This window comes from Nocardia cyriacigeorgica (assembly GCF_010858045.1).
GTDB classification, from domain to species: Bacteria; Actinomycetota; Actinomycetes; order Mycobacteriales; family Mycobacteriaceae; genus Nocardia; species Nocardia cyriacigeorgica_E.
Genome location: NZ_JAAGVC010000012.1, coordinates 77,714 through 101,734, shown reverse-complemented (window position 1 = coordinate 101,734; position 24,021 = coordinate 77,714). Strand labels below are relative to the sequence as shown.

Here is a 24,021-nt window from a genome sequence, read left to right as displayed (position 1 = left end):
GTACCGGCGCATCACGTATGTCATTGCCGTCCCGCAGTCGGCCCGAAGAGCTGCGGGCAATTTACGCCAGGCGTTCGATCTCCGCCGCCAGCTCCGCGCCGGTCATCGGTTCCCGAGCGATAACGGCGATCGTGTCGTCGCCGGCGATCGTGCCGACGACGTATGGCAGTGAGGCCCGGTCCAACGCGCTGGCCAGGAAGTGGGCGGCGCCGGGTGGGGTGCGCAGGACGGCGATGTTGCCGCTGGCGTCGGTGGAGACCAGCAGGTCGCCGAGGAGTTTGGAGAGGCGGCCGGTGCCGCCGGTGACGCCGCGGACGGGGCTGCCGTCCTCGGGGACGACGTAGACGCCCGCACCGCCGTCGGCGGCGCGCAACTTTACCGCGCCGAGTTCGTCGAGGTCACGAGACAGGGTGGCCTGGGTGGTTTCGATGCCTTCGGCGGCGAGCAGGGCGGCGAGTTCGGTTTGGCTGCGCACCGAATGCGCCGACAGCAGCGCCACGATGCGGGACTGGCGGCCGGCCCGGGTCGCGGCGGTGGCCGGACCCGGGGCGCCGGTGTCGGAGGTGGGCACGCTCATCGTCGGCCGTTCTGTCTGTCGAGCAGCCACACCAGCAGCGCCTTCTGGGCGTGCAGGCGGTTCTCGGCCTCGTCCCAGACCACGCTCTGCGGGCCGTCGAGCACCTCGTCGGTGATCTCCTCGCCGCGATGAGCCGGTAGGCAGTGCAGCACAACGGCGTTCGGCTGCGCCTTGGCGAGCAGGCCGGCGTTGATCTGGAAGCGGCGGAACGGGCCGACGCGGTCGAGGCCGTCGTTCTCCTGGCCCATCGAGGTCCAGGTGTCGGTGACCAGTGCGTCCGCGCCCTCGGCGGCGATGCGCGGATCGTCGGTAAGGGTGACGCTGCCGCCGGTGTCGGCCGCACGGGCCCGCGCGGCCTCCACGACCCACGGCAGCGGCGCGAAACCCTCGGGCGCGGCAATGGTGACGTGCAGGCCCGCGGTGACGCCGCCGAGCAGCAGCGAATGGGCCATGTTGTTGGCGCCGTCGCCGAAGTAGGCGAGCTTGCGTCCGGGCAGCGAACCGAGATGCTCGGTGAGGGTGAGCAGATCGGCCAGCACCTGGCACGGATGGAATTCGTTCGACAGCGCGTTCACCACGGGAACCGTTGCGGTGGCGGCCATCTCGTCGAGCCTGGACTGTTCGAAGGTGCGCCATACGATGGCGTCGACGTAGCGCGAGAGCACCCGTCCGGTGTCGCCGAGGGTTTCCTCACGGCCCAGCTGGGTGTCGCGGCCGTCGACGACGACGGCGTGCCCGCCGAGCTGGGCGATGCCGAGCTCGAAGGAGAACCGGGTGCGGGTGGAGTTCTTCTCGAAGATCACCCCGACCCCGCGCGGGCCCTCCAGCGGACGACGCGCGAACGGCGCGCCCTTGAGTTCGGCGGCCAGGGCCAGCACCTCGGCCTGCTCGGAGGGTGTCAGGTCGTCGTCACGCAGGAAATGCCGTACCGCCGTGGCCGGGGTCGAGCCGTTCACGGGGGTGGAATCGGACAGCGTCATGCGGAGGCTCCCTTCGCGTCGGCCGCGGCGAGATCGAGGATCTCGGGCAGATCGGCGACGAAGTTGTCGGATTGGGTTTCGGTGAGCACCAGCGGCGGCGCCAACCGGATGACGTTCGGCTTGGCCGGATTCACCAGATAGCCTGCGTCCCGCGCCCGCGCCTCGACCTGCGCGGCCACGTCCTCGGTGAGGACGATGCCGATCAGCAGTCCCGCCCCGCGCACGTGATCGATCAGCGGGTGTTCGAGCAGCGCGATGCCGTCGCTGAGCCGCTTGCCCAGCGATTCCACGTGCGCGAGCAGACCCTGTTCGTCGATGGTGCGCAGCACCGCGAGGGCGGCCGCCGCGCAGACCGGGTTACCGCCGAAGGTGGTGCCGTGCAGGCCGGGAGTGAGCAGGTCGGCGGCCTTGCCGGTGGCCAGCACCGCCCCGATCGGCAGCCCGCCGCCGAGGCCCTTGGCCAGGGTGATGCCATCGGGGACGATGCCGACGGCCTGGTGGGCGTAGAACTTGCCGGTGCGCCCGATACCGGTCTGCACCTCGTCCAGGATCAGCAGCGCACCGTGCTTCGCGGTGATCTCGCGGGCCCGCACCAGGTAGTCCAGCGGCGGGACCACGACACCGCTCTCCCCCATCATCGGTTCGAGGAAGACCGCGGCGGTATCGGAATCGACCACCTTCTCCAGCGCGGCGGCGTCACCGTAGGGCACGTGCACCACACCGGGCGGCATCGGCTCGAACGGCGCCCGCTTGGACGGCTGCCCGGTGAGCGCGAGCGCACCCATGGTGCGGCCGTGGAAGGCCTCGTCGCAGGCGACGATCTTGCGCCGGCCGGTGAGCCGCGCGATCTTGAACGCGGCCTCGTTGGCCTCGGTGCCGGAGTTGCAGAAGAACGCTTTGCTGTCACCGGTGCGGCCGTCACCGAAGTGGTCGAGCAGCCGTTCGGCCAGTTCGATCACCGGCTCGTTGCCGTAGATGTTGGACACGTGCCCGAGCGTGCCGAGCTGCTGGGTGACCGCCTCCAGGATCGCCGGATGGGCGTGGCCGAGACTGTTGACGGCGATCCCGCCGAGGAAGTCGACATAGCGATTGCCGTCGGCGTCGTAGACCACCGCGCCCGCACCGCGCACCAGCACGATGTCGGGGGTCTTGTAGTTGTGCATCAGGGCGGCCGACCACCGCTGCCGCAGGTCCTCTGTGCTCATGCTCCGGCTCCGTTTTCGTTCGTCCGCCCGGACGGTGCCGGGGTGACCATGGTCCCGATGCCCTCTCCGGTGAACAGTTCCAGCAGCACCGAATGCGGGACGCGTCCGTCGATGACGTGCGCGCTCGGCACCCCGCCACGCACCGCGCGCAGGCAGGCTTCCATCTTGGGCACCATGCCCGCATCCAGGCGCGGGAGCAACTCCGCCAGGGCGTCGGCGTCGATGGACGAGGTCAGCGACGAGCGGTCCGGCCAGTCGGTGTAGAGGCCCTCGACATCGGTGAGGACCACCAGTTTCTCCGCGCCGATGCCCTCGGCCAGTGCGGCCGCGGCGGTGTCGGCGTTGATGTTGTGCACGACGCCGTCGGCGTCGGGGGCGATGGTGGACACCACCGGGATGCGGCCGGCACCGATGAGGTCGAGCACGGCGGCGGGGTTCACCTCGGTGACGTCGCCGACCAGGCCGATATCGGTGGCCTCGCCGTCGACGTCGACGGTGCGGCGGGTGGCGGTGAACAGATGCGCGTCCTCACCGGAGATGCCGACCGCGTACGGTCCGTGCGCGTTGATCAGCCCGACGAGCTCGCGCCCGACCTGGCCGAACAGCACCATCCGCACCACATCCATGATCTCCGGTGTGGTGACCCGGAAGCCGCCGCGGAACTCGCCGGTGAGCCCGAGCCGCTTCAGCATCGCGTTGATCTGTGGGCCGCCGCCGTGCACGACGACCGGGTGCACGCCGACGGTGCGCAGGAACGCCATATCGGCGGCGAAATCGCGCTTGAGCCGGTCGTCGATCATGGCATTGCCGCCGTATTTGACGACGACGATCTTGTCGTGGAACTTCTGCAGCCACGGCAGCGCGTCGGCGAGGACGTGCGCCTTGTCCAGGGCCGAGAGGCTGTGCAGGATATCGCCGGTCATGAGCTGTAGGCCGAATTCTCTTCGACGTAGCCGTGCGAGAGGTCGGTGGTGCGGATGCTCGCGGTGCCGTCGCCGAGCCGCAGATCGATGTGGACCTCGATATCAGCGCCGGACAGGTCCACCTCGCGTGCGCCAGGTGCGCCCATGCCGTCGACGCACACCGGCTGCCCGTTGAACGACACCGAGATCAGGTTCGGGTCGAGGGTGATCGGTGCGATGCCGACGGCGGCGAGCACACGCCCCCAGTTCGGATCCGAGCCGAACAGAGCGGTCTTGACCAGACTGTCGCGCGCCACGGCGCGGGCAGCGATCAACGCCTCGTCCTCGTCGACGGCACCGGCGACGGTGACGACCACGCGCTTGGTGACACCCTCGGCATCGGCCATCAGCTGGGCGGCCAGATCATCGCAGACCGCGAGCACGGCGGCGTCGAGTTCATCCTGCGTCGGGGTGACCTCGCTGGCGCCGTTGGCCAGCAGCAGCACGGTGTCGTTGGTGGAGCAGGAGCCGTCCACATCGAGCCGGTCGAAGGTGAGCCGGGTGGCCTTGCGCAGCGCCTGATCCAGTTGCTCGGCACTGGCCTGCGCGTCGGTGGTGAGCACGACCAGCATGGTGGCCAGCGACGGCGCGAGCATGCCCGCACCCTTGGCCATGCCGCCGACGTTCCACTTGTTCTTATGGTGGAACGACGCCTCTTTCGGCACGGTGTCGGTGGTCATGATGGCGTAGGCGGCGTCGGTGCCCCCCGACATGCCGCCGCCCATCTCGTGCACGATCTCGGTCACGGCCGGAATGAGCTTGTCCATCGGCAGCCGGTCACCGATCAGGCCGGTGGAACACACCGCGATCTCGCCCGCGCCGGTCTCGGTACCCCAATTGCTCAGTGCGGTGGCCAATTCCTCGGCGGTGCGGTGCGCGTCCTGGAAACCGCCGGGCCCGGTGCAGGCATTGGCGCCACCGGAATTGAGGATGACCGCGCGCAGCGCACCGGATTTCAGCACCTGCTGCGACCACAGCACCGGCGCGGCCTTCACCTTGTTGCGGGTGAACACCCCGGCCGCGGCGTACTCGGGTCCCTCGTTGAACACCAGCGCCAGATCGGGATTGCCGTTGGCCTTGATCCCGGCGGCGATACCCGCGGCGCGGAAACCGAGCGGCGCCGTCACACCCTGAGTGCGGATCAGCTTGCCGTCGGCGGTGTCGGTTGTCGTCACGGTGCCACTCCTACGGTGGAAAGTCCTGCGGTCTCCTCGATCCCGAGGGCCAGATTCATCGATTGCACCGCGGCGCCCGCGGTGCCCTTGGTCAAGTTGTCGACCGCGCCGATCACCACGAGCAGGCCCGCGGCCTCATCGATGGCGACCTGCAGGGCGACGGCGTTGGAACCGAGCACCGCACCGGTCTGCGGCAGCACACCTTCGGGCAGCAGATGGACGAAAGGCTCGTCGGCGTAGGCCTTCTCGTAGACCGCGCGAGCCTCGGCGGCGTCGACCTTCACCGACGCGGTGCAGGTGGCCAGAATGCCGCGCGGCATCGGCGCGAGCACCGGGGTGAACGAGACGCTGACCTCGGTGCCGCCGGCGGCGCTGAGATTCTGCGCGATCTCCGGGGTGTGCCGGTGGGCGCCGGCGATGTTGTAGGCGCGCACCGAACCCATGACCTCCGAGCCGAGCAGGCCGACGTCGAGTTTGCGGCCCGCGCCGGAGGTGCCGCTGACCGCGACCACGTTCACCTTCGGCTCGATGATTCCGGCGGCGATGGCGGGGGCCAGCGCCAGGCTGGCGACGGTCGGGTAGCAGCCGGGGACCGCGATCCTGGTGGCGCCGCGCAGCTTGTCCCGGCCGCCGGGCAGTTCCGGCAGACCGTAGGGCCAACTGCCCGCGTGCGGGCTGCCGTAGTACTTCTCCCACGCGGCAGCGTCGGTGAGCCGGAAGTCGGCGCCGCAGTCGATGATGACCGTCGAGTCCGGCAGCTGCTCGGCGAGCGCGGCGGACTGCCCGTGCGGCAGACCGAGGAAGACCACGTCGTGACCGGCCAGTTCCTCGACGGTGGTGGGCGCGAGCACACGGTCGGCGAGCGGCAGCAGGTGCGGCTGGAGCGCACCGAGCCGGGTGCCGGCGTTGGATCCCGCGGTCAGCGCCCCGATGACGAGGCGCCCGGTTCGGTACTCCGGATGACCGAGCAGCAGGCGCAAGACCTCGCCGCCCGCGTATCCGCTGGCACCAGCAACCGCGACCCGCACGACGGGTCCGTCCGAGGAATCAACCATGTGATGATTATGCACGACCATGCAAGCTCATTCACCGGCGGTGCGGGAATTTCCCTTATCCACCCTACCGCCGGATGCGCTAGGCTTAGAACATGCGTTCGAATCGCGTGTTCGACGATCGGTTGAATGCCCTGGACAAGGCCACCGATGGTCTGCTCGCGCTCGACCTCACCCAGGCCACCGACGCCGACCTGGACGAGCTCCAGCGCCGGGTGGAATCGCGGACACGGCATCTGGCGGGCTTCGTCGTCCGGGTGGTGGCGCACCGTCGCCGACCGGGCGATCGCGAGGAATAGGGGCAGCGCGAGACCGGCGTCGCCGTTGCGGCCGGGCAAGACCGGCCCGGCGGGTTCACTCGCGCCCGGCCGCCTCGTCGGCCCCGGTCACCCTGTCCCGTCCGGTCACCCCGTCCCGTCTAGTCGCCCCGTCGGACCCGGCCGTATCGCCACGCGACACCTGGTCGCCGCGCGCACCCACCCACCGGGCCAGTAGCGGGAACAGCAGCACCGTCGTCGCACCGGCCGCCACCATCGTGGACGCCAGCCCCTGTTCCATCAGACCGGTGCTGGTCGCCACCTGGGTGACGGCGACGATGATCGGCAGCCCGGTCGCGGCGTACAACGCCAGCTGCAACCGTTCGCGCGGGTCGCCGAGATTGGCGCCGTGCGGAACGAACCGCTCGCTGAACCACACCGGCACCCCGCGAGCCACCGCGATCGACACCACGAACAACGCCCAGGTGACCGGCTCGTCGGCCACCGCGGCCACGTCGATGCCCATCCCGGAGACGACGAAGAAGATCGGAATGAGCACCCCGTAACCAATGGTCTCGAGCGAAGCACCGATCTCCTGGCGTTCCCCGCCGAGCAGTTTGCGCAGGATGATGCCGGCGGCGAACGCGCCGAGCACCACATCGAGCCCGAACTCCTCGGCCAGCGTCATCAGCACCAGCAGCAGCAGGAACACCACCCGCACCGGCAGCTGCGCGGTCCCGGCCGACAGTTCGGTGAGCAACCGCCCGAAGGCGGGCACCCGGTCCAGGATGTGCTGATGCATCAGGCCGATCAGGGCGGCCGCGATCGCGAACAACACCAGCACCACGATCGCGGCACCGATATTGCGGCTGGTCAACAGGATCGACATGGCCACAACGGGGCCGAGCTCGCCGACGGCGCCGTGCGCGAGCACCGCCCGGCCGAGACCGGAGTCGCGGATGCCGCGCGCCTTGATGATCGGCAGCAGCGTGCCGAGCGCGGTCGAGGTCATCGCGATGGCCACCGCCGCGACCGCGGTGAACTTCGCGTCGTTGGCGACCACCGCGACGAACAGCATCGCCATCAGCAGGCAGGCGAGCCAGGTGAACCAGGCGGTGCGCCCGCGCCTACCGCGGAGCAGTTGTGGGTCGAGTTCGTAGCCGGCCAGCAGGAACAGCATGCCGAGCCCGAGTTCGCTGAGCAGATCGACGCCGCCACCGGTATCGGCCAGGCCGAGCGCGTGCGGGCCCAGCACCACCCCGAACAGCAGCAGGATCACCACGTCCGGCACATAGCCGCGCAGCAGGCGCGCGATCAGCGGTGCCGCGACGGCGGCGGTGCCGATCCAGAACAGCGACACGATCGGCGCCACGCTCGCGCTGCCGGCCGCCTCGGCCAGGTTCACCATCCGGTCATGGTGGCACGGCGCGACGACCGGTCACGGGTACGACACCGGCGATGGTGGCCGGCCGTCGTCTTCGGAGCAGAAATTTTCTGCTCGACGGTGTCGATCCGGGTGTGCGCCGTTCGTGTAGGGGATGAGACCGTGCATCGGCCGGTCCGGAAAGGAGCCGGAACAATGAGCAGAATCATTGCCGTGGTGAGCGTGACACTGGACGGCGTCATGCAGGCACCGGGGCGCGCGCAGGAGGATCCGCGCGACGGATTCGCCCACGGCGGCTGGGCCTACCGATTCGGCGACGAGGTGCAGGCCAGGGTGATGGCCGAGCACATGGCCGAGCACCAGGGCGCCCTGCTGCTCGGACGCCGCACCTACCTGGATTTCGCCGGATATTGGCCACACCGGTCCGGCAATCCGTTCACCGAAGTACTGAACAAGACCGACAAATACGTCGCATCGACGACGTTGACCGAACCGCTGCCGTGGCAGAATTCGATCCTGCTGGACGGAGACGCGGTCCAAGCGGTCCCCCGGCTACAGCAGCGGCGGCCCGAGCTGGATCTCGTGGTGCTCGGCAGCGGGAATCTGCTCCGATCGCTGATGGCGCACGGTCTGGTCGACGAGTATCTGCTGCAGATCCATCCACTGGTGCTCGGGAGCGGGCGGCGACTGTTCGACGGACGGACCACGCTCGGCGATCTCCACCTGGTCGACTGTGTCCGCACCACGACCGGGGTGCTGATCGCGACCTATCGCACCGCCGAGAGGAGCTGACGATGCCGCAATACCTGCTGGGGATCTACCAACCCGATACCGAGGAGGTGCCCGACGATCTCGACGAGATCATGCGCGATCTCGAGGCCCTCAACGACGAGATCCAGGCCGCGGGCGCGTGGGTGTTCGCCGCCGGGCTGCACGCGCCGAGCGCCTCGACGGTGGTGCGGGCGAACGGGCCCGACACGCTGATCACCGACGGGCCCTACATCGAGGCGAAGGAACATATCGGCGGATTCACCATCATCGAGGTGGCCGATCTGGACGAGGCGCTGCGGTGGGCGAGCAGGCTGGCCGCGGTGGTGACCTTGCCGATCGAGGTGCGGCCACTGGCCGGGGGCTAGCGGTGCGCTCCGGCGAGCACGATCGGGACGACCGTGCGGCGCCGCCGGTGACCGAGGCGCACATCCGGGAGGTGTTCCGCGACAACTACGGTCGCGCGGTGGCCTCGCTGATCCGCGTCTTCGGCGATATCGGACTCGCCGAAGACGCGGTCCAGGACGCGTTCACCGCGGCGGTCGTGCGCTGGCCGGCGGAAGGGCTGCCGCCGAGCCCGCCCGGCTGGATCATCACCACCGCCCGGAACCGGGCGATCGATCGGCTGCGCCGCGACGCCTCCCGCGCCGACCGGCATGCCGAGGCCGCGCTGCTGCATGCCCGCGACGAACCGGCGCCACCGGAAGCGGTGCCCGATGATCGGTTGCGGCTGATCTTCACCTGCTGTCATCCGGCGCTGGCGATGAACGCGCGGGTGGCGTTGACCTTGCGGCTGCTCGGCGGGTTGAGCACCGCCCAGATCGCACGAGCGTTCCTGGTGCCGGAACCGACCATGGCGCAGCGACTCGTGCGCGCCAAGAACAAGATTCGTGACGCTCACATCCCCTACCGGGTGCCCGGCGCCGACGAGCTGCCACAGCGGGTGCCATCGGTACTCGCGGTGATCTACCTGATCTTCACCGAGGGCCACACCGCCACCGGCAGCGCGGAATTGCTGCGCGCGGACCTGTGCGCCGAAGCGATTCGGCTGGGCCGGGTGCTGCGGGAATTGCTGCCGGACGACCCGGAAGTGCTCGGGCTGCTGGCGTTGATGCTGCTCACCGACGCCCGGCGCCCGGCCCGCACCGACGACGACGGCACCCCGATCGCGGTGTCCGAACAGGATCGCCGCCGGTGGGACCGGGCGCTCATCGCCGAGGGGCACGCACTCGTCCGGGAGTGCCTGCGCCGCAATACACCGGGGCCCTACCAGATTCAGGCCGCGATCAATGCCGTGCACACCGACGCCGCGACCGCCGCCGACACCGATTGGGCGCAGATCGTGCAGCTCTACGACCAGTTGACGGCGATCGCGCCGAGCCCTGTCGTCGCGCTCAATCGCGCGGTGGCGGTCGCCGAAACCGAGGGCCCGGCCACCGCGTTGCCCCTGGTCGAGGATCTTCCGCTCGCGGACCACCATCTCTTCCATGCCGTGCGCGCGGACTTGCTGCGTCGCCTCGGCCGAGCCGAGGAAGCCCGCACCGCCTACGACGAAGCCATTCGCCGGACTACCAACGAGGCCGAACGTCGCTACCTGCTCCGCCGGCGCGAGGAGCTAGCCCGGCGGCAGGACGGCGGGCGGTGAGCCGTCCCCGGCTCGGGTACCGACCTGCTTGCGTAGGAAGGCCTCCAGTGGAGTGAGCACGGCCTGCGGGTCGTCGACGAACGGCCAGTGCCCGAGCCCTTCCAGGATGTGGATCTCGGCGTCGGGGAAGAAGGTTCGCTGCTGGTCGGCGAAGCGCACCGGGATGTAGGGGTCGCCGTCGCCCCAGATCACGCAGACCGGCAGACCATCCGCCGCGAGGCCGGAGTCCTTCTCCGGGAACGCACTGCTCGGATCGCGCGAATTCCGGTAGAGCCGCAGCACGGCCCGCTTGTGGGACCAGTCCGCGTAGCGGGCCACCCGCTCGACGTAGCTGCGCGGGATCGGGCGTGGGTTGTCGCGGCTGAGCGCGATCCGCATGGCGCGCCGGTTGCTCATCAGCTGGAACAGCTCGCCCAGGAAGGGCGTCTGCCAGATCTTGGCGTAGCGATGCCAGCGGTAGCCGTCGAGGACACCGCAGTTGATCACCGTGAGGCTCGCGAGTTCGTCGGGGTGGTCGAGCATCCACCGCATGCCCCACGGCCCGCCGAAATCGTGCAGCACCAGGTGCACCCGATGCACACCCAGCTGGTCGAGCAGCACGCCGAGGAACCGCGCGTGCCCGATCACGCTGTGGTCGAACGTCCGCGGACGTTCGGAGCGTCCGAAGCCCGGCATGTCCATGGCGATCACCCGGGCGAACCCGGCGATGACCGGAGCCAGCTCGGCCCAATCGTCCATGGGACCGGGATTGCCGTGCACGAACACGACCGCTTCCGCGCTCCCGCCGGGATCACTGTCGTAGACGGCGCAGCGCACACCGTCGACCGTGTGCTGGGTGAGCTCGAGTTCCGAAATGGTGTCAGACAAGTCGCAGCATCCTTGATCGTCGCCCCCGCCAGCTCCGATGCCACTGGCTGTGCCGCGAAGCCTACCGCCACCGGAGGACGGCGGGCCCGGCTTCGACCGATTGCCCGCCCGGCCGCGGGCGCGTTCAGCGCTTCTCGACGACCCGCTCCCCCGCGCCCGGCTTCCAGATGGTGATCTCGAGGCGATCGTCGACCACCTCCACCGATGAGGCGGTGGTGAGATCGGCGACGAAGAAGTGATCGAACTCCTGGTCACGAATGTCGAAACCGCTGTCGTCGAACAGCTTCTGCGCGAATCGCGCATGCACCGCGCGGTCGGCGATATCGGTGACGCGCCCGAAGAGTTTGGCGTCACCATCGGAGACATGGGTGTCGACGGTGGCGGTGTGCAGGCAGAACCGGGGATCGCGGGCCAGATCCTTGAACTTGGTGGTGTTCGGCATGCCGACGATCACCAGCTGGTCCTCGAAGATCATCGGCTCGACCGGGCTGATCCGCGGGAAGCCGTCGGAGCGGAGCGTGCCGAGCATGCAGAGGTTGCCGGTGGCCTTGTGGCGGCGCAGGAAGACGGTGGAGATCCGGGGCGCTTCTTCGGTGAACTGGCTCCAAGTGGTCATAACCCGACGGTACGAGCCATTGCTGACATCTTCTGTCAAGGTTTACGGCTAGTCTGCGGGTGTGCGGGCGAGCCGATTGGTGCAGTTGCTGCTGTTGCTCCAGACGCGCGGCCGGTCCACGGCGGCGCAGCTGGCGCGCGAACTGGAGGTCTCGGTGCGCACGGTCTACCGCGATATCGACGCGCTGTCGGCGGCGGGGGTGCCGGTGTACACCGAACCGGGACGCGCGGGCGGGGTCGAGCTGGTCCACGGCTACCGGACCCGTCTCACCGGGCTGACCAGCGACGAAGCCGATGCGGTGCTGCTGGCCGGCCTGCCGGGCGCCGCCGCCGATCTGGGGTTGGGCACGGTGCTGGCGACCGCGCAGCTCAAGGTGCTCGCCGCGCTCCCGCCGGAACTGCGCGGCCGTGCCACCCGGATCGCCGAGCGCGTGCACATCGACGCACCCGGCTGGTTCCACCGGCCCGAACAGACTCCGACGCTGGCGACCGTCGCCGATGCGCTCTGGCACGACCGCAGGCTGGTGATCCGCTACGCCCGCAAGGACCGCACGGTCGAGCGCACCCTCGACCCACTGGGGCTCGTCTTGAAGGCCGGCACCTGGTACCTGGTCGCGCGCGAGGGCACGGCGGTGCGGTCCTATCGCGTCGGCCGCATCGAATCGGCTACACCGAGCGGCGAAACCTTCGACCGCCCGGATGATTTCGACCTGTCCGCGCATTGGACGGCGTCGGCGGGGGAATTCGCGCGGTCGATGCTGCGGGTGCGCGCACGATGCCGGATCGCCGGGACGCATCTGGGCCTGCTCCGATTGATGAACGATCCCGCGGCCGTCAGCGAGGCGTTGGCCTCGGCCGGCCCACCGGATGACGACGGCTGGGTAGAGCTGACGGTGCCCTCCGAATCCTGGGATGTGCTGATGACCGGCCTCCTCCCGCTGGGCGAATTCGCCGAGGTGATCGAACCGCCCGAACTGCGAGCCCGCTTCGCTGCCACCGCCGCCGGCATGCACGCGCTGTATCGCTAGCCGCCCGGTGGCCTGCTCACCGGCGTCCTCACTCGGGTGGTTGCCAGGTGAGCGCGGGCGCGAACGAGCCGAGCATCGCGCGCCCGGGCGTCAGCCGCAGGAGCGTATCGCGCACCAGCACCGCGGGGGCCGATGACAGATGTGCGGCGATGCCGATGCGGCGCGAGCGGCGGGCGATGTCCTGAGTGCGGGGCCGGCGGATCCGGTCGTATTCGGCCAGCGCGGCAGGCACCGCATCGCTGCGGTCGAGCAGCGCCGCGAGGGTGACGGCGTCTTCGAGGCCCTGATTGGCACCCTGACCCATATTCGGGGTCATGGCGTGCGCGGCGTCACCGAGTAGTGCGACGCGCCCGAGGACGTAGCTCGACAGCGGAGGCAGTTCGTAGATGTCGTGCCGCAGCACCGAGCCGGGCGCCACGGCATCGAGCAGCGCCGGGATCGGCTCGTGCCAGGCGCCGAAACGCCGCCGCACCTCGGCGTATTCGCCGTCGGATGCGCGAAGTCCCGGCGCCGAGTTGGCGACACCGAACATGTAGACGCGATCGTCGGGCAGGGCGATGATGCCGAAACGCTCACCGCGACCCCAGCTCTGGCCGCCGTCGTGCAGCGCGGGAACCGGATGCGCGGTGATCATCCGCCAGGCGGTGTAGCCGGCGTAGCGGGGCGCGGACGCGCCGGGGAACACCGTTTGCCGTACCGCGCTGTGGATTCCGTCGGCACCGATGACGAGGTCGGCGCTGGACACGCCACCGCTGTGCACTACCTCGACCTGATCATCGGCGGGTTCGACGCCGGTGACAGTGCAGCCGAGCCGCACGGTTTCGGCCGGTACCGCACTGCTCAGGATCTCGAACAGGTCCGCCCGGGGGATCATCACCACTTCGCCGAAGCGACGTTCCAGCTCGGCGGTGTCGGTGCGGGTGAGCCAGCGGCCATCGGGCCTGCGGATGCCCGCGTCGGTGTCGGCCATCGCTCGCTCGCGCACCGGGTCGCCGAGGCCGATCCGGTCCAATGCGCGTAATCCGTTGGCCCACAGGGTCAATCCCGAGCCCGCCTCACCGACCGCCGCGGCGCGTTCGAGGATCTCGATCTGCCAGCCCCGCCGGGCCAGGGCGACGGCGGTCGCGAGACCGCCGATCCCCGCGCCCACGATGATCGCGCGCTGTCCGGTGTGTCGCGTCGCCGCCATCCCAGCCTCCACTACATCCGTAGTAACAATTACTACAAATGTAGTATGGATTCCGTGGAACAGAAACACTCGGTGGGCCAGAACACACCCGCGAGCCCGCACCCGCCCGGTCAGGGCGCGGAACCGACCAGGCGCGAACGCGTGCTCGACGCGGCGATCGACCTGCTCGGCTCCCGCGGCCCGCGCGCCTTGACCCATCGCGCGGTCGACGAGGCCGCCGCCGTACCCGTCGGCACCACCTCCAACTACTTCCGCACCCGCGAGGCGCTGCTCACCGGGATCACCGAACGCTTGGAGCAACGCGACTACGCGGACTGGTCGACGCTGACCACCGCCCCGCTGCCGGACACGGTCGAGCAGCTCGCGGCCGGAATGGCGCGGTTCGTCGGGCACGCCGTCACCGCCGACCGCACCCGGACCCTCGCCAGATACGCGCTGTTCCTGGAGGCGCAGTCCGCGCCGGCGGTGCTGGCGTCCTTGCAGCGCGGGCACTCCCGGCTGTCCGCATGGGCAGGCGCGATGCTGCGGGCCGTCGGTGCGGGCGAATGGACGACGACGCCGATGGTGGACTATCTCGAGGGCCTCATCATGCATCGCCTGATCTCGGATGAGGCGGCCAGCGATCCGGCGCCGCAGCTGCACCTGATGTTGCGCGCGCTGCTCAGCGCATCGGACGACAGCAGCGGTTGAATCGCCGACCGGGCCGGAAACACCTGCCCGCAGCAGGATTCCGCGTGCTAACCGGAGTTGCGCAGCGCCGTGGCCAGTCCGTTCATGGTGAGCAGGATCCCGCGCTTCACCAGTTCGGAGTCATCGCCCGCCCGCAATCGTCGCAGCAATTCCACCTGCATCTGGTTCAGCGGTTCCAGGTAGGGGAAACGGTTGTGAATGGATTCGGCCAGTGACGGGTTGTCCGAGAGCAGGTGATCGTTGCCGGTGATGGCGGCGTGCATGCGGATGGTGCGGGCATGCTCCTCGCTGATCATGCCGAAGATTTGCTCGCGCAGCGCCCGATCCTCGACCAGTTCGGCGTAGCGCTGCGCGATGGCGAGATCGCTTTTCGCCATCACCTGCGCCAGATTGGACAGCACGGTACGGAAGAACGGCCAGCGCCGATACAGATCGGCCAGGGTCGCCAGCCGTCGCGGATCGTCACCGACCCAGTCCTCGAGCGCGGTGCCGGTGCCGTACCAGCCGGGCAGCATCACCCGCGCCTGACTCCACGACATCACCCACGGAATGGCCCGCAGATCGGCGACCGAATTGGTGGGCTTGCGTGAGGCGGGCCTGCTGCCGATGTTCAGGTCACCGACCTCGGCGACCGGGGTGGACTGGCGGAAGTACTCGACGAAACCCGGTGTGTCGTGCACCAGCCGGGCATACGCGGCGCGCGCCCTGGCGGCCAGCTCGTCCATCAGCTGGTAGGACGGTTCGGCGTCGGCGCCGAGGCCCTCCACGTCCAGCAGTGTCGATTCCAGGGTGCCCGCGATCAGCGACTCCAGATTCCGGTGCGCCGAACCGGATTCGGCGTACTTGGCCGCGATCACCTCGCCCTGTTCGGTGAGCCGCAGCGACCCGTACACCGCACCGGCGGGCTGGGCCAGGATGGCGTCATAGCTGCGGCCACCACCGCGGCCGACCGTGCCGCCGCGGCCGTGGAACAGCCGCAATCGGATCCCGGTCTTGCGCGCCACCTCCACCAGATCCAGTTCGGCCCGGTACAGCGCCCAGTTCGCGGCCAGATAGCCGCCGTCCTTGTTGGAATCAGAGTAGCCGAGCATCACTTCCTGGCGCATCCCCTTGGCTGCCACCAGATCCCGGTACACCGGCACTTCCAGCGCCGCCGCCAAGGTTGCCGCACCCGCCCCGAGATCCTCGATGGTCTCGAACAACGGCACGATGCCGGCCGCGCAACTCGGCGAACCGCCGGGCGCACCCGGATCCAGCAGCCCGCCCTCCTTCAGCAGCAGCGCGGCCTCGAGCATGTCGCTCACCGAGGTGCACATGCTGATGATGTAGTTCGGGATGGCGGGCTCACCGAAGGTCGCGACCACCTCGGCCGCGGCGCGCACGATATCGAGTTCCTTGGCCGCGAGTTCGCTCAACCGCGCGTGCGGGCCGAGCAGCGGGCGGCGGGTGCTCAGCTCCGCCGCCAGGATGCGCACCCGCTCCGGTTCCGGCAGGCTCGCGTAGTCCTGGTGCACGCCTGCCCACGCCAGCAGTTCGGCCACGACCTGCTCGTGCACCTCCGAGTTCTGCCGCATATCCAGGCCCTGGAGGTGGAAACCGAACGTTTCCACGGCATGGCGCAGCGCGGCGAGGCGGTCATCGGCGAGCAGGCCGTCACCGGAGGCGCGCAGGGAGGCGTCGATGGCGTCGAGATCGTCGAGCAGCGATTGCGGATCGGAGTAGGCGGGGGCGCCGGTGCCCGTCGCGTCGGGTGTGCCGGCGGTGACCTGGCCGACGCCGATGCCCGCTCCCACTCCGAGCGCGACGACACCGGTCGAACGCAACGGAACGCCGAGCGCGGCCTCCGCTGTGGTGGTCAACCGTTCCCGGATACGGTGCAGCGCACGGCGATACGGCTCGTCGGCGTGGATCGAGGGGTCGGCGTAGCCCGCGGCGGCCAGTTCCGCCACCGCCTCGCTCACCCGCACCAGCCGCCCGGACTGCGACAGCGTCTTCTCCAGCTCCACAAGTTCCCGCAGATAGCGGCCGAACGCCAGGCCGGCCGCCTGCCCGGCCGCGGTGCGCACCACCTCGGCGGTGACGTACGGGTTGCCGTCGCGGTCACCACCGATCCAGGAACCAGGCCGCAGGATCGGCTTCGGCAGCAGCTCGGCGTCGGGCCAGCGCGAGCGCAGCGCCGCCCGGACCTCGGCGTTGATCGCCGGGATGACATCGAACAGTGTGAGCTCGTAATAGCGCAGCCCCACCGCGATCTCGTCCTGGATCCGCAGCCGCGCCAGCCGGATCAACGCCGTGCGCCACAGGGTCAGGACCTGACGGCGGATTTCCACTTCGAGGCCCGAGCGGTCACGTTCCGGGTAGTGCTGACGCCTGCGCATCAGTTCGGTGATCCGACTCTGCACGTCGAACACCGTGCGGCGCCTGGTCTCGGTGGGGTGTGCGGTGATCACCGGCGACACCAGTGCGTCGGTGAGCAGATCGGCGACCTTCGCAGCCGGCAGCGCGGCCGCGTCGAGCTTGCGGTAGGTGGCCGCCAGCGACGAATCCTGCGGCGGCTCCCCGGCCGCCTCGTGTGCGGCTCGGCGGCGGTCGCGTTGCAGATCCTCGGCGAGATTGGCCAGCAGGACGAAATAGCTGAAGGCCCGGATCAGCGGCAGGGCCACATCGATGTCGACCCCGTCGAGCATGTCGGCGACGGCGCTGCGCCCGACCTCCTCCCGGCGTACCCGGAACGCCTCGACCCTGACCCGTTCGATGAGGTCGAACACCTCGGGACCTTCGTGGTCCCGGATGGTGTCGCCGAGTACGCCGCCGAGGAATCGGATGTCCTCGCGCAGCGGCCGGGTCGCGTCCTGCTCGGTCTCGATCCGCGGTTCGGTCATGTTCCGACAGTACTGCCGGAGATTGCCGAACATCTGCTCGGTCGGGCGGTGCGTCGGGCGGGAGGAGACGGTGCGGCGGATGCTCGCGCACCCGTCACCGGCGAGGGCGCAACCTCACAGTTCCCGGATGATCCGCGCCGGGTTGCCCGCCGCGAACACCCGGTCCGGCAGATCGCGGGTGACCACGCTGCCCGCGCCGACCACCGTGTCGTCGCCGATGGTGACCCCGGGACAGACGATCACCCCGCCGCCGAACCAGACGTTGTTCCCGATGACGATGGGCGCCGCCGACTCCCACCGCTGCCTGCGCCGCTCATGGTCGTCCATCGGGTGCAGGGCCGTCAGCAGCTGGCAGCGCGGGCCGATCGAGACGTCGTCGCCGATGGTGATGGGCGCGCAATCCAGCAGGATCGCATCGTAATTGAGGAAACTGTTCGCGCCGATCTCGATCAGGTAGCCGTAGTCGCACTGGAAGCGGGGCATGATCCAGGAACCCTCCCCCAGCTTGCCGAGCAGCTGCCGCAGCACGGTCTCGCGCCGTTCGGTCTCCTCGGGGCCGGTGCGGTTGAACTCGTCGCAGAGTGCTTGTGCCCGCCGCCGCTCGGCGACCAGCTCCGGATCGTTGTCCCGGTACAGCTCGCCGGCCAGCATTCGCGCCTTCTGTTCACCCATGCCGCCAGGTTAGCGGCGCTCGACGATCAGCTGCCGTCGCGCCGGACACCGGCTTCGGCACACCCTGTTCGGTATCGTTCTGCGCGTCGGCGCCAGATCCCATGGCCCGGCACGCAACGGGAGGGCGAGATGGTGGACGGGGAGCCGTTCGGTCGATACCGCTTGGGCCGGATCATCGGCGAGGGCGGGATGGGGCGGGTATACGAGGCGTTCGATACGGCGACAGAGCGCACGGTCGCGCTGAAGGTCCTGCCCGAGGCACTGGCGGGCAATCGGGAATTCCGCGAACGATTCCGGCGGGAAGCCCATGCCGCGGCCCGGCTCAGCGAACCGCATATCGTGCCGATCCACGACTACGGCGAGATCGACGGACGGCTGTTCCTCGATATGCGCCTGATCGACGGCGTGGATCTGGCCACCGTGCTCGCCGAGCGCGGTCCGCTGACGCCCGAGCGGGCGGTGCACGTCATCGAACAGGTGGCCGCCGCGCTCGACGCCGCGCACGCCGCCGGGCTGGTGCACCGCGATGTCAAACCGTCCAACATCGTGCTCGGCGATCGCGATTTCGCCTATCTGATCGATTTCGGCATCGCCCGCGACGATTCCGCGACCGCGATGACCAGCGTCGGCACCACCCTCGGCACCTTCGCCTACATGGCACCGGAACGCTTCACGCCAGGACAGCAGACCGACGCCCGCGCCGACCTCTACTCCCTGGCCTGCGTGCTCTACGAATGCCTCACCGGCGCTCGGCCTTTCCCCGGCACCGTGGTAGCCGAGCAGATCGCCGCCCATCTCACCGCCGAACCGCCGCGTCCCAGCCGCGCCCGGGACGAGGTTCCCGCCGCCCTCGACGCGGTGATCGCGCGCGGGATGGCCAAGTCGGCGGATCAGCGCTATCGCAGTGCCGGCGAGTTCGCGGTGGCCGCCCGGCGTGCGCTCGATCCGGTCGGACCGGTGGATGCGAGCTCGGGGCGGCAGGAGGCGGTGTCCGGTGGGTCGGTGGCGCCCACCGTGCGGGCTTCGCACGCGACGCACGAACCGGTCGCCACCCGCGAACCGGGGATCGGCGGGCTTGCGGTGGCCTGCCTCGTGGTGGTCTGCGGACTGTCGTCGGCTCGGCTGATCGCGGCGTTGGCGAGCTACGGTGAGCTGCACTCGCGAAGCTTTCCCGATTACTGGCTCCCGGTGCTGGTGCTGGCGGCGGTGGCGGCGCTTGCGGTCCGCGCCCTGATCGTGCGCAGGCGCTCCACCGTCATCGTGTTCGCCTGCGTGCTGTTCGCCGCGGCTTTTCCGATGGCGCTCGGCGATTGGCCCGCCGATGTCACCGCCGATGTGCTGACCATGCTGGGGATGAGTCGTGCGCTGGGGTTGCTGATCGTGTTCGCTGCGGCGGCCGTGCTGATGGGCGTCGGCCTGGCCGCCGGCGCGCCGCGCCGCGCGGTGGTGCCAGGACCGGGCGGCGCTGGTTCCGGTGGCGGTGGCACCGCGATGGCGTACGCCTCCTGGACGCAGCGGGTGGGCGCCGCGCTGCTGGACGGTCTGCCCGCGGGCCTGCTCGCGGGCTCGGGTATGGGGCTCATGCGGGCATCGAGCCCCTCTCCCGGCGAGAGCACCGGCGGTGGCGTCGCGGTGATGATGCTCTGCTATGCGGCGCTGCTGGCGTATCTGCTCTGGAACGTCGGATTCCGGCAGGGCAGGTCCGGGCAGACCTGGGGCAAGCAGGTCGTCGGTATCTCGGTGGTCGGCGCGCAGACGGGCCGCCCGCTCGGCGTCGGCACATCCGTCGGGCGGCAACTCGCGCACATCGTGGATGCCCTGCCGTGCTACCTCGGATTCCTGTTCCCGCTCTGGGATGCCAAGGCGCAGACCGTCGCCGACAAGATGATCGGCTCGGTGGTCGTGCGGGGAGCGATCGCAGAGACGATGCTGCCACCGGGCGCGGGCGGCATCGATATCTCGCACACACCGTCGAATCACGCTGTCGACGCCCCGCATCCGGCCATCAACCCCGGTCCGCATGCGGGTGCCGCCCAGCTGGACCCACGCATGGACACCACCCGCTCGGCTCCGTCGTCTGCCGCCGACTCACGCCACGCGGTCACGGAGGTGGCCCCGCATGCGGCACCAGCCGACGCCGGTGCACGGGTGGCCGGCCCCTGGCCCGACCCTGGTTCGGCGGTTCCTCCGAGAGCCGAGGCCCGGACGACCGCAACCGATTCCGACCCCGGGCCCACGAGCCGGACGAGCACCGAGGTCATGATCGGTGCGGCGGCCCTGGCCGTGGTGGCGGTTGTCGGTGTCGCCGTGGCCGTCACCCAGGCCGAGTCGAGATCCGGCCGGGAGCGCATGCCCGCGATCACCTCCGCCATCGAGGTGCCGGCGGGAGCACACGACATCGCGCTCGATCCGGCCGGCCGGAAGGCCTACGTCAGGGGCAATCTCGGCGGACCGGTGTCGGTGATCGATACCGGGACGAACACGGTCGTCGCGACCATCCCCGTCGGCCCCGAAACCGGTGGTGTGGCGGTCGACCCGGGCCGCGGCACGCTCTACGTGACCGACCGCGGCGAGCGCACAGTGACGCTGATCGACACCGGAACGCACCGAGACGTCGCCACGATTCCCGTCGGCTACGACCCGCAGTCGGTGATCGTCGATCCCGATTCGGCGACGATCTACGTCATCGGTGGCAGCCAGGTGTCGATCGTCGATACCGGCACTCGGACGGTGACCGCGACCATTCCGGTCGACAGCAGCACTCGCAAAGCTGCCCTCGATCCCGGCGCCGACACCCTCTACGTCGTCGCGGACCAGGGCCTGATGATGATCGACACCAGGAGCAACACTGTCAGCGGCAGCCTGGACATCCCGACTTACGACGACTACACGAGCCCGCTCGATGTCACGGTGGATCCAGCCACGCACACCGTCTATGTGACCGCGTACGGCGGGAACGACTCCGAAGACCGGTCACTGTCGATCATCGACCCGAAGACTGGTGCACTGCTGGCCGCGCCCACCGCCGACGGCAATGCCCTCGATATCGCCATCGACCCGAGCGAACACACCGTGTATATCGCCAACTACACCGACGTTCAGCTGATCGACACGCAGACGCGGACCCAGATCGGCTCGATCGAGCTCGTGGCCGGGCAGAGCGCCGAGGACATCGCGGTCGATCCCACCTCGCACACCGTCTACGTGGCCGACGGTCCGTCGGTGCAGGTGATCAGCCGCTGACGGCCGCGGCTACCCGAGGGCGGCGGCCAACCGATCGGTGACGTCGATCAACCACGCCTCGTCCCCGTGCCGCCGGCCCCACAGCGTGGACTCGACCGCCCGCACCTGCGCCCACCTGCGGGCCCGCTCGCGGTCGAGTTCTGCCGCCTCACAAAATATTTCGAGCCCGCGCAGCAGCTGCGGCACCGCGTCGGGCGCGAACAGCAGATGCGCGAAACGCAGGCTGCGGATAACGGTGAACGTGTCGTACGCGGGGTCGCCGACGTAGCCCTTCGGGTCGATCGCCAGGAACGGCTCGCGGTCCCCGAGCAACACATTCGCATCGTGCAGGTCGCCGTGGACGAGCGTGCCCGGCTGATCCGGGCCGAGATCGCGCAGGGTTTCCAGGGCGGCGTCACGCACACGCGGCGGCAGCGGATCGCCGAATTCCATGGAGAGCTCGGTTATTTCGGTGGCCCACTCGGCGGTGAGATCGGCCAGCAGCGGAAGCCCGGGCGGGGCTTCGACCGCGAGCCGGCGCGACATCTGCCCGATGGCCGACACCGCGGTATCGAAATCCTCGATCTCGGCCAGGGTGCCGCAGGCACGTTCGAGCAGCATCGCGAACCGATCGTCGTCGCGTTCGAACAACCGGACCGCGCCGCGCCCGGCCCAGGCGGCGAACGCGTGCGGTTCGAACACGTTGCCCGGATGCGGGAACGACACCTTCAGCACCGCGGGCGGCAGGCCCGCCCGCCGGACCGGCACCACCAGCCCCACCCGCCCGTGCAGCACCGGCCCATCCGGCACGCACGACCACCGGCGCAGCAGTTCGTCGACGAGGGCGGGCAGCGCGGCGATCCACCGCTGCCCGGATTCCCCTTCCCTGCCGACGGTCTCACGCACGAAGTCCTCCGGGATCGCGATCACTCCTCGACTCTAAGGACTCCGACCGCCGCGCCGGCTATACGCCATCGGGACCACAGCCCCGCGCCCCAGGAGGCGGGGCGAGCCGGCGAGGGTCTACGACCGGGTGCGCTGGGCGGCGGCCGCGAACTTCGCCCGATAGCGGCTCGGCGAGATGCCGACATCGTGGGTGAAGACCGCGCGGAAGGTGACCGGTGAGCCGAAGCCCGCCTCCGAGGCGATCCGGTCGACCGTGAAATCGGTGGTTTCGAGCAGTTCCCTGGCCGCCGCCAGGCGTTCGGCCGCGACCCAGCGCATCGGGGTGGTGCCGATATCGCGGTCGAAGTGCCGCGCGAGCGTGCGCGGTGACATATTCGCGGCGCGGCTCAGCTCGGCGAGGCTGATCGGGCGCCGCAGCTGCCCGCGCAGCCAGGTGCGCAGCTCGTCGAGCCAGGTGGCGGCCGCGTCGAGGGGTTCGGCGTGCACGTATTGGGCCTGATCGCCGTCGCGGTGCGCGGCGATGACGAGGTTGCGGGCGATGGTGTTGGCCGCGCGCTCGCCGTGGTCCTGGCGGATCAGGTGCAGGCACAGATCCAGTCCGGCGGCAGAACCGGCGCTGGTGAATATGCCGTCGTCTTCGAGGTAGATGGCGCGTGCGTCGACCTCGACGGCCGGGTACATCCGTTGCAGCAGCGGTGCGTGCCGCCAGTGCGTGGTGGCCCGGCGGCCATCGAGCAGCCCGGCCTCGGCGAGCGCGAAGGTCCCGGTGCACAGTGCGGCGATGCGGGCACCCCGCCGGGCCGCCGCGCGCAGCTGCCGCACCAGCGGCGCACCGACCGAGCGGCCCGGCGGCACGGCGGGAACCAGCACGGTGGCGGCGGCCGACAGCGCGCTCAGCGGCCGCTGTGGATGCAGGCGCGCGCCGGTGTGGGTGCGGACGCCGCGCATATCGCCGCACAGCGTCACGTCATACAGCGGCGGCGCGCCCGGATCCCAGTCGTATCCAAGGGCTTCCAGTGGCATGCCGATCTCGAACAACGTCATCCCGTCGACGAGTGGTACCGCGATGGAGGGCCTGCGCAAGGTGTCGGTCGGATCGTTCATGGTGGCAAAATCCCATCACTTTATGTCGATTCTGCCACTCGCGACGCCGGGCGGGCAGTGCGATCATCGAGTCATGACCACTCGCACGCCATCGAGGGAAACCGCCACGCCGCCGCGCCGGGCACGAGATCGCGGCCGCCGGGCCGGACGGGCGCTGCGCAATACCGTCCGCCAGATCGCCGGCGGCGTGGACGCGTTCTCGCGGGTGCGCCACGGCCTGCCCGTGCCGCCCGGCCACCCTGCTCGCGACGACCGAGCCGCCGCCGGGCGAGGTGCTGTGGGTTGAGCGCGGCCGATCCGGCTATTCCGCCGGTATGAGACGCGGAGCAACCCTTGCGACCCTCGCAGCCCTGCTACTGGTAGCGGGGTGCGGCACCGACGACGCACCGGGCGAATCGAGTTCGCACGCGGCCGGTAGCGAGGCGCGCACCGGCGACATCACCCTGCGCAACGTGCACATCGTGCCCGCGGTGGTGCCCGGCCAGTGCGTCATCCAGGCCGACGCGCCGGCGATGCTGGCGTTCGCGGCGGTGAACAACAGCCCGACCGACTCCGATCGCCTGGTCTCCATCGACACCCCGGCGGCCGAATCGGTCCGCATCCAGGCCACTCAGCAGCAGCTGACGCTGCGCCCGGAAACGATGCTGACCGCGGGGCAGCCGGTCGAGCAGGTGCGGCAACCCTCGGCACCGGACCAGCCGATCCGGGTCACGCTGATGGATCCGGCCGATTCGGTGCGGCCCGGTAAGCACGTCGAGATGACCTTCACCTTCGATCGGTCCGGCACGGTCACCGTCGCCGTCCCGATCGACTCCTGCCCGACGCAGCTGTCGGAGTAGGC

The 24,021-nt window shown here is 69.9% G+C and carries 23 protein-coding genes; 9 read left to right on the top strand and 14 right to left on the bottom strand.

Going from position 1 to position 24,021, the window contains the following annotated elements:
* Window positions 1-61 precede the first annotated feature (61 nt).
* From GV790_RS14100 to argC, 6 genes are read right to left on the bottom strand one after another with little or no spacing between them, the layout of a single operon-like run.
* The gene (locus GV790_RS14100) at window positions 62-577 is read right to left on the bottom strand and encodes an arginine repressor (RefSeq protein ID WP_163813795.1); all 516 of its coding nucleotides are present in this window, start codon (window positions 575-577) and stop codon (window positions 62-64) included.
* A complete protein-coding gene (argF, locus tag GV790_RS14095; RefSeq protein WP_163813794.1) occupies window positions 574-1,557 on the bottom strand; it encodes an ornithine carbamoyltransferase in 984 nt (327 codons plus the stop codon). The genes GV790_RS14100 and argF overlap by 4 nt, the downstream gene beginning before the upstream one ends.
* Complete coding sequence (locus GV790_RS14090; RefSeq protein WP_163813793.1) at window positions 1,554-2,762, bottom strand: acetylornithine transaminase; 1,209 nt, start codon at window positions 2,760-2,762, stop codon at window positions 1,554-1,556. The genes argF and GV790_RS14090 overlap by 4 nt, the downstream gene beginning before the upstream one ends.
* The gene (argB, locus tag GV790_RS14085; protein ID WP_163813792.1) at window positions 2,759-3,685 is read right to left on the bottom strand and encodes an acetylglutamate kinase; all 927 of its coding nucleotides are present in this window, start codon (window positions 3,683-3,685) and stop codon (window positions 2,759-2,761) included. The genes GV790_RS14090 and argB overlap by 4 nt, the downstream gene beginning before the upstream one ends.
* Window positions 3,682-4,899: a bifunctional glutamate N-acetyltransferase/amino-acid acetyltransferase ArgJ gene (argJ, locus tag GV790_RS14080; RefSeq protein WP_163813791.1), complete on the bottom strand. Its 1,218-nt coding sequence runs from the start codon at window positions 4,897-4,899 to the stop codon at window positions 3,682-3,684. Before argJ ends, argB begins: the two co-directional genes overlap by 4 nt.
* Window positions 4,896-5,954: an N-acetyl-gamma-glutamyl-phosphate reductase gene (gene argC, locus GV790_RS14075; protein WP_163813790.1), complete on the bottom strand. Its 1,059-nt coding sequence runs from the start codon at window positions 5,952-5,954 to the stop codon at window positions 4,896-4,898. Before argC ends, argJ begins: the two co-directional genes overlap by 4 nt.
* A gap of 92 nt (window positions 5,955-6,046) precedes the next feature.
* On the opposite strand from argC, the gene GV790_RS14070 reads away from it, so the two are divergent.
* On the top strand, window positions 6,047-6,250 hold the full coding sequence (locus GV790_RS14070; RefSeq protein ID WP_163813789.1) for a hypothetical protein: 204 nt from the start codon (window positions 6,047-6,049) through the stop codon (window positions 6,248-6,250).
* A gap of 55 nt (window positions 6,251-6,305) precedes the next feature.
* Here GV790_RS14070 and GV790_RS14065 read toward each other — a convergent pair whose 3' ends face one another.
* Window positions 6,306-7,616, bottom strand: a complete 1,311-nt coding sequence (locus tag GV790_RS14065; RefSeq protein ID WP_256673279.1) for a cation:proton antiporter — start codon at window positions 7,614-7,616, stop codon at window positions 6,306-6,308.
* A 171-nt stretch (window positions 7,617-7,787) separates the two neighbouring features.
* Here GV790_RS14065 and GV790_RS14060 point away from each other — a divergent pair, with 171 nt between their 5' ends.
* Genes GV790_RS14060 through GV790_RS14050 form a run of 3 tightly spaced genes read left to right on the top strand, consistent with a single transcriptional unit; the run spans window position 7,788 to window position 10,005 of the window.
* Window positions 7,788-8,384 (top strand): dihydrofolate reductase family protein, encoded by a 597-nt coding sequence (locus GV790_RS14060; RefSeq protein WP_163813788.1) that lies wholly within the window; start codon window positions 7,788-7,790, stop codon window positions 8,382-8,384.
* Between the two features lie 2 nt (window positions 8,385-8,386).
* Entirely contained in the window at window positions 8,387-8,728 is a 342-nt protein-coding gene (locus GV790_RS14055; RefSeq protein ID WP_163813787.1) for a YciI family protein, read from the top strand.
* Between the two features lie 47 nt (window positions 8,729-8,775).
* Entirely contained in the window at window positions 8,776-10,005 is a 1,230-nt protein-coding gene (locus GV790_RS14050) for an RNA polymerase sigma factor (RefSeq protein ID WP_163813786.1), read from the top strand.
* On the opposite strand, the gene GV790_RS14045 is transcribed toward GV790_RS14050, so the two are convergent.
* Together GV790_RS14045 and GV790_RS14040 are read right to left on the bottom strand one after the other, a co-directional pair.
* A complete protein-coding gene (locus GV790_RS14045; protein ID WP_163813785.1) occupies window positions 9,976-10,872 on the bottom strand; it encodes an alpha/beta fold hydrolase in 897 nt (298 codons plus the stop codon). The genes GV790_RS14050 and GV790_RS14045 overlap by 30 nt on opposite strands.
* Before the next feature lie 124 nt (window positions 10,873-10,996).
* Window positions 10,997-11,488, bottom strand: coding sequence for a pyridoxamine 5'-phosphate oxidase family protein (locus GV790_RS14040; RefSeq protein WP_163813784.1), 492 nt, complete (start codon window positions 11,486-11,488; stop codon window positions 10,997-10,999).
* A gap of 61 nt (window positions 11,489-11,549) precedes the next feature.
* Here GV790_RS14040 and GV790_RS14035 point away from each other — a divergent pair, with 61 nt between their 5' ends.
* On the top strand, window positions 11,550-12,515 hold the full coding sequence (locus GV790_RS14035) for a helix-turn-helix transcriptional regulator (RefSeq protein ID WP_163813783.1): 966 nt from the start codon (window positions 11,550-11,552) through the stop codon (window positions 12,513-12,515).
* Window positions 12,516-12,543: 28 nt separating this feature from the next.
* On the opposite strand, the gene GV790_RS14030 is transcribed toward GV790_RS14035, so the two are convergent.
* On the bottom strand, window positions 12,544-13,704 hold the full coding sequence (locus GV790_RS14030; RefSeq protein WP_163813782.1) for an FAD-dependent monooxygenase: 1,161 nt from the start codon (window positions 13,702-13,704) through the stop codon (window positions 12,544-12,546).
* Between the two features lie 54 nt (window positions 13,705-13,758).
* Here GV790_RS14030 and GV790_RS14025 point away from each other — a divergent pair, with 54 nt between their 5' ends.
* Entirely contained in the window at window positions 13,759-14,394 is a 636-nt protein-coding gene (locus GV790_RS14025; protein WP_280212760.1) for a TetR/AcrR family transcriptional regulator, read from the top strand.
* Window positions 14,395-14,441: 47 nt separating this feature from the next.
* Here the strand turns inward: GV790_RS14025 and ppc are convergent, their stop codons facing one another.
* Window positions 14,442-17,276, bottom strand: a complete 2,835-nt coding sequence (ppc, locus tag GV790_RS14020; RefSeq protein ID WP_163813780.1) for a phosphoenolpyruvate carboxylase — start codon at window positions 17,274-17,276, stop codon at window positions 14,442-14,444.
* 114 nt (window positions 17,277-17,390) lie between these two features.
* Window positions 17,391-17,948, bottom strand: coding sequence for a sugar O-acetyltransferase (locus GV790_RS14015; RefSeq protein ID WP_163813779.1), 558 nt, complete (start codon window positions 17,946-17,948; stop codon window positions 17,391-17,393).
* A gap of 129 nt (window positions 17,949-18,077) precedes the next feature.
* Between GV790_RS14015 and GV790_RS31875 the strand changes: the two genes are divergently transcribed.
* A complete protein-coding gene (locus GV790_RS31875) occupies window positions 18,078-21,191 on the top strand; it encodes a protein kinase domain-containing protein (protein ID WP_163813778.1) in 3,114 nt (1,037 codons plus the stop codon).
* A gap of 9 nt (window positions 21,192-21,200) precedes the next feature.
* Here the strand turns inward: GV790_RS31875 and GV790_RS14005 are convergent, their stop codons facing one another.
* On the bottom strand, window positions 21,201-22,100 hold the full coding sequence (locus tag GV790_RS14005; protein ID WP_163813777.1) for an aminoglycoside phosphotransferase family protein: 900 nt from the start codon (window positions 22,098-22,100) through the stop codon (window positions 21,201-21,203).
* A 93-nt stretch (window positions 22,101-22,193) separates the two neighbouring features.
* Window positions 22,194-23,180 carry a GlxA family transcriptional regulator gene (locus GV790_RS14000; RefSeq protein ID WP_163813776.1) on the bottom strand — a complete coding sequence of 329 codons (987 nt, stop codon included), beginning with the start codon at window positions 23,178-23,180 and terminating at the stop codon, window positions 22,194-22,196.
* Window positions 23,181-23,253: 73 nt separating this feature from the next.
* On the opposite strand from GV790_RS14000, the gene GV790_RS13995 reads away from it, so the two are divergent.
* Window positions 23,254-23,466: a hypothetical protein gene (locus GV790_RS13995; protein ID WP_163813775.1), complete on the top strand. Its 213-nt coding sequence runs from the start codon at window positions 23,254-23,256 to the stop codon at window positions 23,464-23,466.
* A gap of 28 nt (window positions 23,467-23,494) precedes the next feature.
* Window positions 23,495-24,019, top strand: coding sequence for a copper chaperone PCu(A)C (locus GV790_RS13990; protein WP_163813774.1), 525 nt, complete (start codon window positions 23,495-23,497; stop codon window positions 24,017-24,019).
* The last annotated feature ends 2 nt before the right edge of the window (window positions 24,020-24,021 follow it).